This is a genomic window from Streptococcus cameli (genome assembly GCF_053207365.1).
Map to the genome: position 1 here is coordinate 348,823 of NZ_JBRUIM010000001.1, position 16,340 is coordinate 365,162.

Annotated in this window: 19 protein-coding genes and 1 riboswitch; of the genes, 11 read left to right on the forward strand and 8 right to left on the reverse strand. The window is 41.5% G+C overall.

Annotation, left to right across the window (positions count from 1 at the left end; genetic code table 11):
• The first annotated feature begins 9 nt into the window (after positions 1 to 9).
• The 5 genes from ACVR1I_RS01785 (at position 10) to ACVR1I_RS01805 (ending at position 3,220) form a co-directional block, all read left to right on the forward strand.
• The gene (locus ACVR1I_RS01785) at positions 10 to 735 is read left to right on the forward strand and encodes a pseudouridine synthase (RefSeq protein WP_447442332.1); all 726 of its coding nucleotides are present in this window, start codon (positions 10 to 12) and stop codon (positions 733 to 735) included.
• Entirely contained in the window at positions 735 to 1,001 is a 267-nt protein-coding gene (yidD, locus tag ACVR1I_RS01790) for a membrane protein insertion efficiency factor YidD (RefSeq protein WP_447442333.1), read from the forward strand. Before ACVR1I_RS01785 ends, yidD begins: the two co-directional genes overlap by 1 nt.
• A gap of 187 nt (positions 1,002 to 1,188) precedes the next feature.
• Complete coding sequence (locus ACVR1I_RS01795; protein ID WP_447442334.1) at positions 1,189 to 1,731, forward strand: tRNA (cytidine(34)-2'-O)-methyltransferase; 543 nt, start codon at positions 1,189 to 1,191, stop codon at positions 1,729 to 1,731.
• Positions 1,732 to 1,796: 65 nt separating this feature from the next.
• Positions 1,797 to 1,920, forward strand: a riboswitch (FMN riboswitch).
• A 55-nt stretch (positions 1,921 to 1,975) separates the two neighbouring features.
• On the forward strand, positions 1,976 to 2,545 hold the full coding sequence (locus tag ACVR1I_RS01800; protein WP_447442335.1) for an ECF transporter S component: 570 nt from the start codon (positions 1,976 to 1,978) through the stop codon (positions 2,543 to 2,545).
• A gap of 24 nt (positions 2,546 to 2,569) precedes the next feature.
• Positions 2,570 to 3,220, forward strand: coding sequence for a phosphatase PAP2 family protein (locus tag ACVR1I_RS01805; protein WP_447442336.1), 651 nt, complete (start codon positions 2,570 to 2,572; stop codon positions 3,218 to 3,220).
• Between the two features lie 24 nt (positions 3,221 to 3,244).
• Here the strand turns inward: ACVR1I_RS01805 and ACVR1I_RS01810 are convergent, their stop codons facing one another.
• The 3 genes from ACVR1I_RS01810 to ACVR1I_RS01820 form a co-directional block, all read right to left on the reverse strand.
• On the reverse strand, positions 3,245 to 5,074 hold the full coding sequence (locus tag ACVR1I_RS01810; RefSeq protein ID WP_447442337.1) for an acyltransferase family protein: 1,830 nt from the start codon (positions 5,072 to 5,074) through the stop codon (positions 3,245 to 3,247).
• The gene (locus tag ACVR1I_RS01815) at positions 5,064 to 5,489 is read right to left on the reverse strand and encodes an MORN repeat-containing protein (RefSeq protein WP_447442338.1); all 426 of its coding nucleotides are present in this window, start codon (positions 5,487 to 5,489) and stop codon (positions 5,064 to 5,066) included. Before ACVR1I_RS01815 ends, ACVR1I_RS01810 begins: the two co-directional genes overlap by 11 nt.
• A 128-nt stretch (positions 5,490 to 5,617) precedes the next feature.
• Positions 5,618 to 6,415: a peptidylprolyl isomerase gene (locus ACVR1I_RS01820; protein ID WP_447442339.1), complete on the reverse strand. Its 798-nt coding sequence runs from the start codon at positions 6,413 to 6,415 to the stop codon at positions 5,618 to 5,620.
• A gap of 129 nt (positions 6,416 to 6,544) precedes the next feature.
• On the opposite strand from ACVR1I_RS01820, the gene ACVR1I_RS01825 reads away from it, so the two are divergent.
• The 3 genes from ACVR1I_RS01825 (at position 6,545) to gloA2 (ending at position 9,896) form a co-directional block, all read left to right on the forward strand.
• Positions 6,545 to 7,057, forward strand: a complete 513-nt coding sequence (locus ACVR1I_RS01825) for a hypothetical protein (RefSeq protein ID WP_447442340.1) — start codon at positions 6,545 to 6,547, stop codon at positions 7,055 to 7,057.
• 99 nt (positions 7,058 to 7,156) lie between these two features.
• On the forward strand, positions 7,157 to 9,508 hold the full coding sequence (locus ACVR1I_RS01830; RefSeq protein WP_447442341.1) for a DNA translocase FtsK: 2,352 nt from the start codon (positions 7,157 to 7,159) through the stop codon (positions 9,506 to 9,508).
• Position 9,509: 1 nt separating this feature from the next.
• A complete protein-coding gene (gene gloA2, locus ACVR1I_RS01835) occupies positions 9,510 to 9,896 on the forward strand; it encodes an SMU1112c/YaeR family gloxylase I-like metalloprotein (RefSeq protein ID WP_447442342.1) in 387 nt (128 codons plus the stop codon).
• 39 nt (positions 9,897 to 9,935) lie between these two features.
• Here the strand turns inward: gloA2 and ACVR1I_RS01840 are convergent, their stop codons facing one another.
• Both ACVR1I_RS01840 and ACVR1I_RS01845 read right to left on the reverse strand, forming a co-directional pair.
• Positions 9,936 to 10,898, reverse strand: coding sequence for an NAD(P)H-dependent flavin oxidoreductase (locus tag ACVR1I_RS01840; protein ID WP_447442343.1), 963 nt, complete (start codon positions 10,896 to 10,898; stop codon positions 9,936 to 9,938).
• A gap of 115 nt (positions 10,899 to 11,013) precedes the next feature.
• Positions 11,014 to 11,385, reverse strand: coding sequence for a winged helix-turn-helix transcriptional regulator (locus ACVR1I_RS01845; RefSeq protein WP_447442344.1), 372 nt, complete (start codon positions 11,383 to 11,385; stop codon positions 11,014 to 11,016).
• A gap of 197 nt (positions 11,386 to 11,582) precedes the next feature.
• Between ACVR1I_RS01845 and ACVR1I_RS01850 the strand changes: the two genes are divergently transcribed.
• Positions 11,583 to 12,137 carry an NADPH-dependent F420 reductase gene (locus tag ACVR1I_RS01850; RefSeq protein ID WP_447442345.1) on the forward strand — a complete coding sequence of 185 codons (555 nt, stop codon included), beginning with the start codon at positions 11,583 to 11,585 and terminating at the stop codon, positions 12,135 to 12,137.
• A gap of 41 nt (positions 12,138 to 12,178) precedes the next feature.
• Here the strand turns inward: ACVR1I_RS01850 and ACVR1I_RS01855 are convergent, their stop codons facing one another.
• Positions 12,179 to 12,529 (reverse strand): DUF3397 domain-containing protein, encoded by a 351-nt coding sequence (locus tag ACVR1I_RS01855; RefSeq protein WP_447442346.1) that lies wholly within the window; start codon positions 12,527 to 12,529, stop codon positions 12,179 to 12,181.
• Between the two features lie 155 nt (positions 12,530 to 12,684).
• Here ACVR1I_RS01855 and rplK point away from each other — a divergent pair, with 155 nt between their 5' ends.
• On the forward strand, positions 12,685 to 13,110 hold the full coding sequence (gene rplK, locus ACVR1I_RS01860; protein WP_447442347.1) for a 50S ribosomal protein L11: 426 nt from the start codon (positions 12,685 to 12,687) through the stop codon (positions 13,108 to 13,110).
• 90 nt (positions 13,111 to 13,200) lie between these two features.
• Positions 13,201 to 13,890, forward strand: a complete 690-nt coding sequence (gene rplA, locus ACVR1I_RS01865) for a 50S ribosomal protein L1 (RefSeq protein ID WP_447442348.1) — start codon at positions 13,201 to 13,203, stop codon at positions 13,888 to 13,890.
• 38 nt (positions 13,891 to 13,928) lie between these two features.
• Here the strand turns inward: rplA and ACVR1I_RS01870 are convergent, their stop codons facing one another.
• Positions 13,929 to 15,515, reverse strand: coding sequence for a permease-like membrane multi-spanning protein (locus ACVR1I_RS01870; RefSeq protein WP_447442349.1), 1,587 nt, complete (start codon positions 15,513 to 15,515; stop codon positions 13,929 to 13,931).
• 1 nt (position 15,516) lies between these two features.
• On the reverse strand, positions 15,517 to 16,251 hold the full coding sequence (locus tag ACVR1I_RS01875) for an ABC transporter ATP-binding protein (protein WP_447442350.1): 735 nt from the start codon (positions 16,249 to 16,251) through the stop codon (positions 15,517 to 15,519).
• Between the last annotated feature and the right edge of the window lie 89 nt (positions 16,252 to 16,340).

The window sequence follows — 16,340 nt, forward strand, 5'->3', positions numbered from 1 at the left end:
ACAAAAAAGATGAGAATCAATAAATACATTGCCCATGCTGGTGTAGCCAGTCGCCGTAAGGCAGAAGAATTAATCAAACAAGGCCTAGTCACTGTTAATGGTGTGACGGTGACAGAATTGGGGACCACTATTAAAGCAGGGGACAAGGTCGAAGTAGAAGGGCAACCCATCTACAATGAAGAAAAGGTATACTACCTTTTAAACAAGCCACGCGGCGTGATTTCCAGTGTCTCTGACGATAAAGGGCGCAAAACCGTTGTCGATCTATTGCCCCAGGTCAAAGAGCGGATCTACCCAGTTGGACGCTTGGACTGGGATACTTCTGGTCTCTTATTGTTGACCAACGATGGTGATTTTTCAGATGAAATGGTCCATCCACGTAACGAGATTGACAAGGTCTATGTGGCCCGGGTCAAGGGAATTGCCAACAAGGAAGTCTTGCGACCTTTAACCAGAGGTGTGGTCATTGATGGGAAGAAGACCAAACCTGCAATCTATGAAATTATTAAGGTAGACCCCGTTAAAAACCGTTCCGTTGTTCAGTTGACCATCCACGAAGGCCGTAATCACCAGGTCAAAAAAATGTTTGAAGCAGTGGGCTTGTTAGTGGATAAATTGTCTCGGACTCGTTTTGGAAATTTGGATTTGACAGGCTTGCGCCCAGGAGAATCCCGTCGCCTCAATAAAAAAGAAGTGAGCCGCCTCCATACCTTGGCGGTGACCAAGAAAAAATAATGAAAAAAATCTTGATTGGCCTAGTGAGAGCCTACCAACGCTGGGTTTCGCCTCTAACCCCTCCGTCCTGTCGCTTTCAACCAACCTGTTCCAATTACATGATCCAAGCCATTGACAAGCATGGGGTAAAGGGGGTGCTGATGGGGATTGCCCGTATCTTCCGCTGCCATCCTCTTTCAGCAGTTGGTGAAGACCCTGTTCCGGATCGCTTTTCTTTGAGACGGACTCCTCCACCATACCAGTCTCGAAAAAGTGACAGAAACTGATAATTTTTGCGTCATATTGCTTGAAATGTCATGAGATTGTGATATAATAGTAACAAGTTATTCATTGATTTAAATCAAACCTGTTGTGATTTAAGTGAATGAATCTTCATTCACCATGCTGTTTGCTGAGCTTGACTCCGGGCAGTGTGGCATTTTTTTTGCATCAAATTCAGAAATGGACAGTCTTATGAACATTGAACACCTTTCCTACCAAGAAGAACAATCCCAAAACCACGTGGTCTTGTTTGAACCACAAATTCCTCAAAACACAGGAAACATTGCACGGACTTGTGCCGCTACCAACAGTCCCTTGCACATCATTAAACCCATGGGCTTTCCCATTGATGACCGTAAGATGAAACGGGCGGGTCTGGACTATTGGGACAAGCTGGATGTTCGCTTCTACGAATCCATTGATGAATTTATGGAAAAAGCTCAGCAGGGTCAGGTACATTTGATTTCCAAGTTTGCGGAGAATACCTATTCAGATGCCCATTATGATGATAACCAAATTCATTATTTTGTCTTTGGAAGAGAAGATACTGGTTTGCCAGAAGACTTTATGCGGAAGCATGCTGAAAAAGCTTTGCGGATTCCCATGAATGATGAACATGTCCGGAGTCTCAATGTTTCCAACACCGTCTGTATGGTTGTCTACGAAGCCCTCCGTCAACAGTCCTTTAAAGGATTGGAGTTGGTTCACACCTATGAGACGGATAAATTGAAGTAATTGTGATGTTTTTATCAAAGAGTGGATTAAAGCCTTGCTAATGCAGGGTTTTTTTGGTATGATAAAAGAGTCTTCAGGGCAGGGTGAAATTCCCGACCGGCGGTAATCACAGTAGTGTAGTCCGCGAGCGAAAGCTGATGTGGTGCGATTCCACAACCGACAGTAGAGTCTGGATGGGAGAAGACGAAAAGGCCTTTTTGGCATTTTCACTTCTCTAATTTGTTACAAATTGGAGGAACCTTAGATGACACACACTCAAACACGCACACGTAAGATGGCCTATATTGCTATCTTATCGGCAATTTCATTCTTGTTGATGTATGTTCAATTTCAACTATTACCTGGTGTAGATTTCCTGAAACTGGATTTTTCCATCGTGCCGATTTTGATTGGTTTGGTGATGTTGGATACAAAGAGCAGTTTGGTGATTTTACTGATCCGCTCCTTATTGCAACTGCTTCTCAACAACAACGGGCCATCCTCTATGATTGGGATGCCGATGAATGTCATTGCCTATGCGTTTTTTATTTTTGCCTTGGCTCACATCTGGGTAAAAAAACTAGATGTGAAACACTACATCCAGGCAGTTTTAGTTGGGACCGTAACCTTAACGATAGCTATGCTAATCTTAAATTACATTTATGCCATGCCGATGTATGCTGCTTTTGCCAATTTCGATGTGGCGAAGTTTATTGGGACACAAAATTATCTGCTTAAAATGGTTTTGCCATTCAATGTCTTGCAGGGATTGATTTTCGGACTGGTCTTTTATCCGATTTATCAAGCACTACGACCTATTTTAAAGAAATTTTAATAAAAATCTGTTACAATAGGGAACATGAAAAATAAACAAAAACATTTTACCTACGCTTCCTTTGGAGCCTTACTCTTTGTCATTCTTGGCTATGTTGTCAAGTTTTACCCAGATCAGTTGACGGCCTTTGATTCACCGATTCAACTAGCCATCCGTGGAGAATTGTCTCAAGTGACCAATGTCTTTTGGTCTGCCATCACAGTGGTTGGTGAAGTCACGATTATCTTAGCCTTGATTGCAGGTTTGTCTCTCTTTTTCCATTTCAAAAAATGGAAAGCGGAAATCTACTTTTTAGTGATTGGCATGGTCTTGTTAGCAGGAGCATCGACTGCCCTGAAGTTCCTTTATCAACGACCACGTCCAACGCTTGAATGGGTTGTTTCAACAACAGGCTATTCTTTTCCGAGCTGGCATACCGCTTCTACCATGATGTTAGCAGGAATTTTGGTAGTGATTCTATATCAGCGAGTGAAGACAAAATGGATACGAGTCCTTTCTCAAGGGGTACTCTTGCTGCTAGCTGTCTTGGTAGCTCTATCCCGTATCTATGTGGGGGTTCATTACCCGACAGATATTGTTGGCGGCTGGTTACTGGCCTTTGTACTCCTAAAGCTATTGTACCCAATTTATGATGAAAAACGCTTTACCTGGCGTTTTCAAAGCAAACAAAAATAGAATCCTACTGGATTCTATTTTTGTTTATTCTGCTTTACCTTCATTTTTAACAGGTTTACTTTGAGCAGTCTCAATGGCAGTCTTGATGGCTTGGGCATAGAGAGTGCCGCCTTCGATCGTTGTAGCTTGGTCACTTCCAAAGTGGATATAGTCACTACCAGCCCAAATTTGTGGATTTTCTTTTGAGATGGTATTCCAATCGGCAACTGTGATAAAGTCGTATTGATCGGCCAATTTCCGGACATATTGGGCATGCTTTTCAGCAACAGGATCGCTGTAGCTTGCAGAATTACCATCATATGGAGTGAGCAAGATTAAATGGTGGCCATTTGGTAAGGCATCGATGATTTTTTGTAGTTCTTCTTGGTAGCTATATACGATATTGACACCTGTTGCAATGACAACCTCTTTTAAAAGAGTACTATTATCAATATTGGTTTGCATGACTTCTAAGGCCTGCTGGGTATTACGGCTACCTTTTGCATCAATCAATGCTTCTGGCAACGCCTCTTGTAACTGAGCTGTTGCCCGTAATGTAACAGAATCTCCGATGATGGTTGTTCCCTCCGTAATCTCAAAGGAGGAAGCTTTTCCTTTTTGGGCAAATAGGAGAGTTTGTTTCATTTGTGTATCGGCTTGGTTTAGTCCATTGACGAGTAGGTCTGTTTCAAAAGCACCGATTTTAGGAGCAAAGAGAGCAATGCCAGTTGTGGCAATTGCAAAGACAGCTCCAATTGTAGCAATCCATTTGCTATATGGCTTGAGTGAAATGGTCAGACCAAAGAGTTTGCCATCTTTTCCAAGAAGAGAGGGTTCCAGTAAGTAGAATGAAAAAGTAGCTAGAACAATGGAAAAAACTGTGGTTAGCAGAACTGCAACACTATGATTCATCAGTTGGTTAAAAATAATATAAAGAGGCCAGTGGAACAGATAGACACCGTAGGAAATATCCGATAAAAATCCAATAAACCGCGGCTCCTCTTTATCAGAAAGGCGTTCATGAAGAATGCGACTGACATAGATCAGAGTGGCTGTTGAGAGACTAGAGAGTAGGAAGCCAAATAAATAGGTCCAAATAGAGGTAAATTTTAGTAAGAGAAGGAGTAGGACTAAGACCAGATAGGCACCGCTTAAGAGAGAAACAAGTGTCTTTGTCTGGATAGATTCAACCAGTTTTTTGAAGCCCTTGGTTGTATTATTAACGCCAACGATGGTCGATAGGCTAGCCCCAATAAAGAAGGGGAAGATATGCGTCCAACTTGAAAAGTAGATGCGTGAAAATTCTTCCACAAAGAAACTGGAGATAAACATGGTCAAGAAACTTGCGAGTGCGACCGCAGCTGAAGTTAGAAAAATCATCCCTTTTAGCTGTCCGAGTGTCTTAGTTTTCCGACTAAAGAACCAAAGTAGTAGTGCCCATAAAATATAAAAATGGACTTCAATCGCCAAACTCCAAGTATGTAAAAAGAGGTGCGGCGTAAATTGATTCTCGTAGGAGCTGCCCAGTAAAATTTCGAAATAATTGGTAACAAAGCCTAGTGCCGCTGTTAGTTGATTGCCGATACTAGCAATGAAATCATTTCGCACTAAAAGGGCCAGTGGAGTTGCGATTAAGATCATTAGGACTAATGGTGGAAAAATACGATAAAACCGTCTTTTAAAGAAACCTAAGATATCAATTTCTTGCTTGCGACTGAATTCGTCAATGAGGAGGGCTGTAATGAGGTAACCTGAGAATGTGAAAAAGATATCCACCCCGATAAAACCGCCTGGAAAGAATTTGACAAAAAAGTGATAGAGCAAGACCCAGATGAGTCCTGTCACACGGATAAACGAAAACCATTTAATCTTCATGTTGATAAATCCCCTGTTTGAATGTGCCTTCATAGACAGTTTTTTCTTTTGTGGTTAATTTTCCTTGACCATCTGGCTGCCCCTGTTTAAATTCTCCAACATAGGTCCACCCCTCTTTGGCAGTAAAGGTTCCTTGACCATGAAAGATACCGTTTTTAAACTCGCCCTTGTAACGATCGCCGTTTTTAAAAGTAAGGGTTCCTTTTCCGGTCATTTTATTGGATTTGAGAGAGCCAGTATAGGTGATGTTCCCATTGTCATAGGTTAAGGTTTTTTGAAAGCTAATTTGTCCTAAGATGAGACTCGCTGCACACAAGATAATCAGACTAAGACTAGCTATTTCGGCATTTTTTCTAGTACAATAAGGTTTTATTTTGTCTGTCCACAGCTCGAGGGTAGATGAAAATTGTTCCATATTTATTTCTCTTTCATTAAACTACTTCTATTTTACCATTTTTAGGAGTAAAATGTGATGTACTCTGATTATTTTTCTGTTTTTTATTGTTTAGAAAAAAGGAGGCAAGAGGTTGCTCCTTTTTCGGTTTATTTAAATGCATAATCTTTGATAATGTCAATACCTGTGATGGTCACATCTTCTTTTGGTTTGTCGGCTTCATCAGCTTCAACAGCGGCAATTTTATCCACAATATCCATCCCTTCTGTGACTTGTCCAAATACAGTATAACCACCATCTAGACTGGGATTTCCACCGTTCTTGTAGGCTTCGATGATTTTGACTGGGTGTTTGGCCGTTGTTAATTGGCTAGAGGCATCTGTTGGATTTTGGTTGATGAAAAATTGGCTGCCGTTGGTATCTGCACCAGCATTTGCCATCGAAAGAGCTCCTCTGATATTGTAGAGAAAGGCAGAAATTTCGTTTTTGAAACCATTTCCTGCATCGATGCTCTCTTCTTTTCCAGCCCAAATAGATTGGCCGCCAGTACCAGTTCCTTTCGGATCGCCTCCTTGGATCATAAAGTTATTGATGACGCGGTGGAAAATAATTCCGTCATAATAACCCTCTTTGGCGTGTGTTAAAAAGTTTTCTACTGCAAGAGGGGCTTGTTCTGGAAACAGTTTGAGTGTAATATCGCCAGCACTTGTCTTGATTTTGACAGCAGCTTCGTTTTCTGCAATCTCAGAGTTTAATTGTGGAAAGCTGGCATTTGGATTGTTGATGGCATAGGCTAAGTCTTTGGCGTACTGGCTAGAAGTTGATGTAGTATCACTAGAGCTTGTTTCTTGTGCTTGACTGGAGGAACTAGTGGTTGATTTAGAAGTTGTAGAACAAGCTGTTAAAAAGATACTAGATGCCAAGAGTAGATAGGTAATTTTTTTCATGATAGTCCTTTCTAGACGATGGATTACTGGGGTATATCACCAGAGTGTTTCCCGTTAGGTCCTAGCTCTTATTCTATCATAAATAAAGAAGCTGTGCTATACTTAAACAGAGCCAGAAAGGAAACGAACATGAAAAGATATGCGGATTACCCTGTAAAACCCTATATTTCGCCGAAACGTGATTTAGAAACAGAACTGTTTAAGCCAGTTCCACGAAGAAACATGGAGCCTTTGGCAGAAGGCTTGTTGGCTGGAGACATAATACTCTTGTGGCGTATAGCCTTTGGAACCTACACAACGGAAACATGGGTTTCCAAGTATTTTGAATACACATATGGGATTGATGCAGACAGTCATTTGGTGCTTTTAATCGAAAAAGGATATGTCCGATTGGAATCTGCCTTTGAATCTTTGGATCATTTGTCGGCCGGTCAGAAAAAGCAATTTTTAAAAGACAAATCGGTGACAGGTTTGTCTAAAATGAAGGCGGCAGATGTAGATGCTGCCTTAAAACAGTTTTTTTCAGAAGAGGAGTTGAGCGCTTGCTTTACAGTTCGTGGGCTTGCCTTGACCGAAAAGGGGCAGGATATGCTAGCGGCTTATCCAGATATTATTGACCGACACCCCAAGAAGAAATTTTAGAAGAGTTTGCTGAGCTAGTTCCGTAGAGCTAGCTTTTTTACTGCTGAAAAAAATAAGAAAATATGGTAAAATGAAGAGATTGCAACAGAAGAGGATATTATGGTAAAAAATACAAAAAAAGGAAGAACAACTCGGAAACCGACTAAGGCAGAGTTGGCGCAACAGCAACAAGTGAAAGAGTGGGGAGTTCGCCTCCTTTTGATGATCGTATTAGGCTTTGCAGCTTTGCGAATGGGTGTGGTTGGCATCACAGCTTACAATGTCTTTCGTTTACTAGCAGGAAGTGCGGCTTACTTTGTTTTGGTCGCTTGCCTGATTTATGTTTTATTTGCCAAGTGGCTACACAAACACGAAGGGATGATTTCTGGTTATCTCCTCACCTTGGCAGGTGTTTTATTGGTCTTTCAAGCTTATTTCGCATTGGATTTTAAAGGAAAAGATCTCTTTGCCCATACCCTTGATTTGGGCATCAAAGAATTGACACAATTCCAAATCAAAGAATTTTTGGGTGGTGGTATACTCGGAGGCCTTCTCTATATGCCAGTTTCCTTTTTATTTGCGAATCTTGGGACATTCTTTATCGCTGCCTTACTCATCTTATTTGGTCTCTTTTTCATAAGCCCCTGGACCATTTATGACTTGGCGGATGCTTTTGCAGTAGCGAGGGAAAAACACAAGGAAAAGGCGATTGTTCGTGCTGAGAAAAAAGCCATCAAACGAGCTGAAAAAGAAGTGCGTCAAGCACAATTGGAACAAGAACGAATGGAAGCAGAACAAGCCGAACAGACCCGCATAGAATTGGAATCACAGATTTCCTTGTCTGCCAGACAAGTTGATATGGAAACGGGTGAGATTTTTGACCAAGGAGAGGATGTGGCTTCTGAAGTCGAAATCTTTTCACCAGAACCAGTTGGCTCCTATTTGGAAGAAGAGGAATTTCCGGTTCTATTAGCAGAAGAAGAGCCTGTATTGGAAGAAGACTTGGATGAAGAAGATGTTCAGATTGATTTCAAACCCAAGAAACGATTGGCCTATCAATTGCCAACGGTTCATCTTTTGGCCCCAATGAAGGTCAAAAGTCAAGCGGGTGAAAAGAAAATTGTCCGACAAAATATTAAGGTTTTGGAAGACACCTTTGCCAGCTTTGGGATAAAAGTTGTGGTGGAACGGGCTGAAATTGGGCCGTCTGTTACCAAGTACGAGGTTAAGCCTGCGGTGGGTGTTCGGGTTAACCGGATTTCCAATTTAGCAGATGATTTGGCACTGGCCCTAGCAGCAAAAGACGTTCGGATTGAAGCGCCGATTCCAGGAAAATCCTTGGTCGGCATCGAGGTACCCAACTCAGAAGTGGCTACTGTGCCATTCCGAGAATTATGGGAACAGGCCAAGACAGCTCCAGAGAAGTTACTGGAGATTCCACTTGGTAAAGCAGTTAATGGTTCCGTTCGTTCCTTTGATTTGGGCCGCATGCCCCATCTCTTAGTAGCTGGATCAACTGGATCTGGTAAATCAGTTGCGGTTAATGGCATCATCGCCTCCATTTTGATGAAGGCAGCTCCAGATCAGGTCAAATTTATGATGATTGACCCTAAGATGGTAGAATTATCCGTTTATAATGACATTCCCCATCTATTGATTCCGGTTGTAACCAATCCACGAAAAGCAGCGCGTGCCCTTCAAAAAGTCGTTGACGAGATGGAAAAACGTTATGAGCTCTTTAGCCATATCGGGGTCAGGAATCTAGAAGGTTATAATGCAAAAGTAGAAGAATTTAACCGTCAATCCACTGAAAAACATATTCCCCTGCCATTGATTGTGGTCATTGTGGACGAGTTGGCTGACTTGATGATGGTGGCCAGCAAAGAAGTGGAAGATGCCATTATTCGCTTGGGTCAAAAGGCGCGTGCGGCAGGAATTCACATGATTTTAGCCACCCAACGGCCATCGGTGGATGTCATCTCTGGTTTGATTAAGACCAATGTTCCTTCACGAATAGCCTTTGCCGTGTCTTCTGGTACGGATAGTCGAACCATCTTGGATGTCAACGGTGCTGAAAAACTGCTTGGGCGAGGAGATATGCTCTTTAAACCGATTGATGAAAACCATCCTGTTCGTTTGCAAGGCTCCTTTATCTCTGATGGGGATGTGGAAGCTATTGTGGACTTTATCAAGGCCCAAGCCGATGCAGAATACGATGACAACTTTGATCCAGGCGAGGTTTCGGAACAAGAAATGGAAGCTGGCGCCTCAGGTGATGAGATGGGAGATCCTTTATTTACTGAAGCAAAGGCCCTAGTGATTGAAACACAAAAAGCCAGTGCTTCCATGATCCAACGCCGCTTGTCTGTTGGTTTTAACCGAGCAACCCGTCTCATGGAAGAGTTGGAAGCGGCAGGGGTCATTGGGCCAGCAGAAGGAACCAAACCACGAAAAGTATTGGAGACACAGTAACATGAAATTGGATACGGTCCACCACATTGCCATTATTGGCAGCAATTATGAAAAAACTCGGGAATTTTATGTAGACAAGCTCGGCTTTACCCAGCTCGATGAACATATTCGACCCGAGAAACAAGATATTCTGTTCAATGTTCAAAAGGGAGAGTTGGTCCTTGAAATCTTTATCAAGGAAGAAGCTCCCCTGCGGCCAGCTATGCCCAACCCGGAACATACTGGTCTTCGTCACCTGGCTTTCCGTGTTGACGATGTTGCCGCTTGCTTACAAGAATTTGACCGCCTAGGTATTTCCCATCAAGGATTACGAGTTGATGATTTTGATGGCAAGAAAATGGCCTTCTTCTTCGACCCAGACGGCCTACCGCTGGAAATTCATGAATAACAAAAAGACAGGTTCATTGAACTTGTCTTTTCAGTTTTCCTAAGCCTTAAAATCAGCCATCAAGTCTTCAATGACATCACGTACTGGTCGGATTTCCTTTATCGGAGTAATACCGGTTCCGACGGAGATAAAGCCTTCTTGGGAATTGCCTTCGACCATTCCTTTGAGCATACCCATGCCTCCGTTTTGGAGTTTGGCCAATTCTTCACGTGGAGCCCCCGCTTGATCTCGCTCGACGATTTGATGGGCCAAATCAGTTGGCAGAGAGCGGTAGTAGGCAGGTAGCGTCCGGAAGAGGAGCAGGTCTTCAGCAGTGCTATTTACAATTTGTTCTTTGACTGATGGGTGGGCAGGACTTTCAATTGTTGGTAAAAAGATGGAGCCGGCAAAGACGCCTTCAGCTCCTAAAGCTAGAGCTGCCCGAACACCACGGATATCACCAATACCACCTGCCGCCATCACCGGAATAGAGACTGCATCTGCAATCATTGGCACAATGGAGAAGGTACCGATAATTTTTTCTGGAACAGTTCCTCCTTCGTCAAATCCAGTGGCGACATAGATATCCACTCCAAATTCCTCAGCGGCCTTAGCATCTGCAATTGATGGATTTCCTGGTCGGTAGACAATCTTAATACCATTTTCTTTCAAAGGATTGAAAATCCGTTCATCTAAAATACCGTTGACCAAAACTACTGGAACTTTTTCTTCAATGACGACTTGAAGAATGGGCCAAGTATAGGTTAAATCATAGTCCACGACGAGGGTAGAGCCAAATGGTTTATCCGTTAGTGATTTGGTTTTTTGAATTTCACGACGCATGCGCTCAGCCGTCTCTTGTGGGTCACGGGTAATAGTTGTTTGTCCTGCGTTTGGACCAAGAATGCCTAGTCCACCAGCATTGCTGACAGCTGCCACTAATTCTCCGTTTGTTAACCAAGCCATTGGACCTTGGATGATTGGGTATTGGATATCTAAGATTTCAGTAATTCTGTTTGCCATAATAAACTCCTTTGTATGTTGTTAATAAAGAGTGTATCATGACAGAAGAAAACTGTGAAGAGAGCAATTTTTTGGCACTTGGTACATTTTTTTGTACCAAGTTCTTTGTTTGAAATTAAGAAGAATGGATGACGATATCGGCTTGGTATTCTTGGCCAAAGGCCACCATTTTTTCTAAAATAGGAAGAATAGCTGTTCCTTTATCCGTTAAATGGTACTCTACACGGGGCGGAACTTCTGGATAGACGATACGGTTAATGAGTTTGTCGTTTTCCAATTCTTTCAGTTGTTTGGACAAGGAGCCTTGCGAAAGGTTGCCTAATTGTCTTTGAATCGCACTAAAACGTTTGGGGCCATCTTCTAAATAATCAAGGATGATTGGTTTCCACCGTCCAGACAATAAGGTTTGTGTGTACAAAAGATAAAAGAGAGATGATGGATTTTCTACCATATCTTCAGTGAAGCCTTTGGGACAAATTTTGGCCATGTAAACCCCTTTCTGTATGCGTCACGTATCTGTAACTGTGTTTCAAGTCTCAAAATAGTAGTATTTTTGAGGCGAATAAATTTATTGTACCACAAACATAGTGTAGGTTTTAAAAACCAAGTCTTTGGCATGTTGGGAAACATGTGATAGACTAGAGCTGGAACTGAGATTGAAAAAAGGATGAATAGATAGAAATGATGAACGATACCATTACGATTATTGGCCAGGGCAAGATGGGGAAAACCTTGGCAGGTTATTTTGAAAAAAAGAAGATTCCAACTCAAATAATTGGACGTGAAACGACACAAATCGAGGGTCAAATCGTCATTTTGGCCTTGCCTTATACTATTCTTTCAGAAATGGTCTTAGTCTACCAAGATCAGCTGGCAGATAAAATAATTATTGACATCAGTAATCCTATGGATTACCAAACAAAGCAATCTCTCCTTCCTTCAGAGCAATCTGTCACAATGAATCTTGCGGAGGCTTTTCCGCAGTTAACCTTTTTAAAGGCCTTTAATACCAATTTTACATCGAGTCGGGTATCGCCTACAAGTCAGCCGCTGGTCTTAATGGCGGGAAATCAAGTTTCTGCCAAACAATTTGTCACTGAAACCTTACAAAAAGCTTCGTTTTCTGTTCTGGATATGGGGGAGATTGAAAATAGTTGTGATTTAGAAGCCTTGGCCCGCATTCAAGTTCAGTTATTAGAAGCTGGAGCAACACAGTTATTGGAAAAATTTGCCTTATAATAAACTAAAACAGACTGAGTTTGAAAACTCAGTCTGTTGTTTTACTTGAAAAAGAGGGAAATCGTTAAGATGAGATACAAGAAAAAAGTTAGTAAAAAACCAGCTCGCCAAAAGAACTTAAAAAAACGAGGATAAGAAAAGTCACGTTTTTTAATGAGGAACAAGGACGTAATCCCAATAGCCAATAAAGAAAGAGCGAAGGTTAAATACGGTAGAAGGCTATGATAGAAAGCCTTATCTGAAATGATGTAAAATGTATAAGCAAAAAGTGGAAAAGCAATATCAGCGAAGTTCCAACCTTTTTTTTGTAGGCCGACTAATTTGATGCTGGTGATGGATATAATCAGAATCAAAAAAATAAATAATACTGCTGCAAATCTCAAAAATACCATAGTTTTATTTTAGCGCAAAAGTCCCAAAAAGTAAACTTTTAGCTTGATTTTTTAAGAAAATCCTGTATAATAAAAAGGTATGTGTAAAAACACATATTTGTGGGAGGTAAAAATCTGAAATTACCGCCAAAACCACAATAGGAGGATTTTATATCATGGCTAAAAAAGTCGAAAAACTTGTAAAACTTCAGATTCCTGCAGGTAAAGCTACTCCAGCTCCACCAGTCGGACCAGCACTTGGTCAAGCAGGTATCAATATCATGGGATTCACAAAAGAGTTTAACGCTCGTACAGCTGACCAAGCTGGTATGATTATCCCAGTTGTTATCTCAGTGTATGAAGATAAATCATTTGACTTCATCTGTAAAACACCACCAGCTGCTGTTCTTTTGAAAAAAGCTGCAGGTGTTGAAAAAGGCTCTGGCACACCAAACAAAACAAAAGTTGCATCAGTTACTCGTGCGCAAGTACAAGAAATTGCTGAAACAAAAATGCCAGATTTGAACGCTGCAAACCTTGAAGCTGCTATGCGTATGATCGAAGGTACTGCTCGTTCTATGGGATTCACTATTGCTGACTAATCACCAATAGCACCCCTAACCCCTATTGATCCGATCGATCCAGTAGGTGGAGATGAATTTGATTGAACACATTACAAGGAGAAACATATAATGGCTAAAAAAGGCAAACAATTGCGTGCTGCTCTTGAAAAAATCGACAGCACAAAAGCGTACAGCGTAGAAGAAGCTGTAGCACTTGCAAAAGAAACTAACTTTGCAAAATTTGACGCAACAGTAGAAGTTGCATACAACTTGAACATTGACGTTCGTAAAGCAGACCAACAAATTCGTGGTGCAATGGTATTGCCAAACGGTACTGGTAAAACACAACGCGTTTTGGTTTTCGCACGTGGTGCAAAAGCTGAAGAAGCAAAAGCTGCTGGTGCAGACTTTGTTGGTGAAGACGACTTGGTACAAAAAATCCAAGGTGGTTGGTTAGACTTTGACGTGGTTATCGCAACACCAGATATGATGGCACTTGTTGGTCGTCTTGGTCGTGTGCTTGGTCCACGTAACTTGATGCCAAACCCTAAAACTGGTACTGTAACAATGGATGTTGCAAAAGCAGTTGAAGAGTCTAAAGGTGGAAAAATCACTTACCGTGCTGACAAAGCAGGTATCGTACAAGCAATCATCGGTAAAGTATCATTTGACGCAGACAAATTGGTTGAAAACTTCAAAGCTTTCCACGATGTAATGGCTAAAGCAAAACCAGCTACAGCTAAAGGAACTTACATGACTTCTGTTACCATCACCACTACTCAAGGTGTCGGTATCAAAGTTGATCCTAACTCATTATAAGAAACAAAAAATCAGTTGAGAGAACTCAACTGATTTTTTTATTGAAATTTTTTCCAAAAGGTTTTTTCGTAATATAGATGCAAGCCAAAGACCACTAACAGACTAGCGATAAGAATACAGATGCTGACAAGCCAGGTTCCCAACCACTGGGAAAGGAAGAAGCTCACTGTTCCAAGAGTAGCGGCAATAATAATGGCTAGGAAAAAGAGTAGAAAGGCCATTAATTGGCCACCGCCTCTGGTAAAAAGCTGGCTGATATTTTGCCATTGCAAAGTGAGGTACTTGTAATCCTTTTTATAGCTAGCTAATGATGTTGGGTAGGATGCCAGGACAATTCCGGCTAAAAGAGACAGGATCAATAATGGAGAAAGCTCCGCCAGCAGAGCAATGATTCCGAATGTTAGCAGTGGGACAAGCGTTTGAATTATCCAGAAGAGAAAGAATTTTTGCCTTAAAAAAGAGTAGAAATGGATGGGGAGGCTCTTTAGAAAATAAAAGTTTTCCCGCTCTAGCGACATACCAACCATGGTCAAGGCACCTGACGTCATATAGCCAAGTGTCAGACCAACCAATAGGACAATACCAAAATACTCATTGGGAATTCTTGCATAAAGATCTTTTGCAGTAGCAAGTTGTGGGATAAAAAACATAGCAAATAAGAAGGTTGATAAAAAGCTAGTTGTCCACAAAGTGGGTTCTTTTAAGGTTCCTAAATGATGGCGCACAAGGGTGGATGATAGTGTGCGACTGACTGCCTTGCTTTTGCGAGTCCGAATGTGTTTGGCATCAAGGGTAGCTAAATTTTTATAATAATTTGGAATGATAATCTTAAATAAGAAAACAATTACCACTAAAAACAAAGTGACAAATAGCCAATAATGGAGAGAAAGAGGGTTGGACAAAACTTCATAAAACCCAATCATCAAGGGAATTTTCGGCATATCAATCAGAGTCGTTTCGCCTACTTGCTGTGCAAATTGGTTATTTTGAATAAAAAGAATCATGCCGACTGCACCAAAACTGGATAAGAGCATCAAGCCAGTTGAAATCAGATTTCTGTGGCGACTTTTCATCAAGAGTTGTCCTAAGAAAAAGTTAAGAATAACCGAAAGGAGAATGCTGGTCAGTGCTAATAGTAGAAATTGGAGCAAAGCAAGAGGTAGGGCAATCCCTATATTTCCCAATGCCCTCCAGTAAGCAATGGCTAAGAGCGAGAGAGTTGGGATTAGAAAAGTGAGATTAAGACCGATAGAAGATAGTAGTTTTGCAATGAAAATTTCTTTCTCGGTAACTGGGAGAGGGAGGTAGAGTTTGCTGTCCTTGCTGTTATAGAAGACTGCAAACATGGTTGAAAAGGCCGATGTGATTGACATCAGAAAAAACATGGTCAACTGGAAGGAAAAATAACCAGGGTAAGTTCGGTAATCGATTCCTGTAAAGAGGTAGAAGAAAATAAAGCTATAAAGCGCAATGAGTCCCAATTGTTGCCATAAGATGCTTTTATAGGCTGGTTTTGGTTTGGTACCAGGCTGTTTAGCAGTCTTTTTTCGGATTTTTGTGAGGGCTTGTGGGTTGGAATAAAGCAGGTTAATCTTGGTCAGCTCCCAAATGTGTTTCAAATTCATCTTACTCACCTGCACTTTCTGGGCGACCAGCTAGCTTGAGGTAAATGCTTTCCAAATCCATGTCAGGGTATTCTTGGCGTAATTCTTCCAAACTACCGACAAAAAGCAATTCTCCTTTTTTGAGAATGGCGATACGGTCACAGAGTTGTTCTGCCACAGAAAGGACATGGGTGGAGAAGATGACGGTGTTACCTGCTTGCGCATGTTCTCGCATCATTTGTTTTAAGTCAAAAGAAGCTTGGGGATCAAGGCCAGTCAAGGGTTCATCCAAAATCCAAATATCTGGATTGGGAATGAGGGCACCGATGATCATGACTTTTTGCCGCATGCCGTGGGAAAAACTATCAATGGTTTCGTATTGGCGGTCAGCTATATCAAATAATTGGGTCAAAGAAGCGATGCGTTCTTTTGTCACTTGATCGGGAACATCATAAATTTTGGCTAAAAAATGCCAGTATTCATCTGCTGTCAGATTCAGAAACAAATCTGGTGAATCAGGAACATAGGCGATTTTCTTTTTAATGGCATCACGGTGTTCTGATAAAGCCAGTCCATCGACACTGATTTGACCAGAGGTCGGTTCGATAATGGAGGTCAACAAGCTGATACTGGTTGTTTTTCCAGCTCCATTATGGCCGATCAGTCCAAAAATTTCACCGTTTTCAATGGTGAGATTGAGCTTGTTCAGGGCCAAGGTGGTATCGTATTGTTTGGATATATTGGTAAATTCAATCATGAGGGACTCCTTGCTAAAAAAACTGTAAATTCTACTATTATTATATCTTATTTTTGAGTTCGTTTAAAGTGTGAAAGGAAATTGATAGA